The organism is Sulfitobacter sp. HI0040 (genome assembly GCF_001634885.1).
In the GTDB taxonomy this organism is placed as follows: Bacteria; Pseudomonadota; Alphaproteobacteria; order Rhodobacterales; family Rhodobacteraceae; genus Sulfitobacter.
The window spans coordinates 1-269 of sequence record NZ_LWEX01000375.1 but is presented as its reverse complement, the minus strand read 5'-3'; the positions used below and the strand labels follow the sequence as shown (position 1 = coordinate 269).

Genomic DNA, 269 nt, shown 5'->3' with positions numbered 1-269 from the left:
CTAATGGATATGGGCGTTGCCTCCGCCGCGGTTTTTGCCGTCAGCGTCGGCACAAGCGGCTGGTTTCGTGGAAAGGTGCCGTTCATCGGCCGGTTGCTGTTCCTGTCGGCTGCCGCCTTGCTGTTTTACGCCGCGCCTGCGGCCGACATCATTGGCGGGCTGGCGCTGGCCGGACTCTTGGCGTGGCGGTTTCTGCACGGAGCACCGCAGCCCGGCCGCGCCGGGTGACCTCCGAAAAGGGAAGAGCCACCGCAGATACCCTCTGCGGC

General features: G+C 66.5%; 1 pseudogene. It reads left to right on the top strand.

The annotated features are described in order from the left end of the window. A pseudogene (locus tag A3728_RS15895) lies at positions 1-228 on the top strand (TRAP transporter permease); the annotation flags it as partial. Between the last annotated feature and the right edge of the window lie 41 nt (positions 229-269).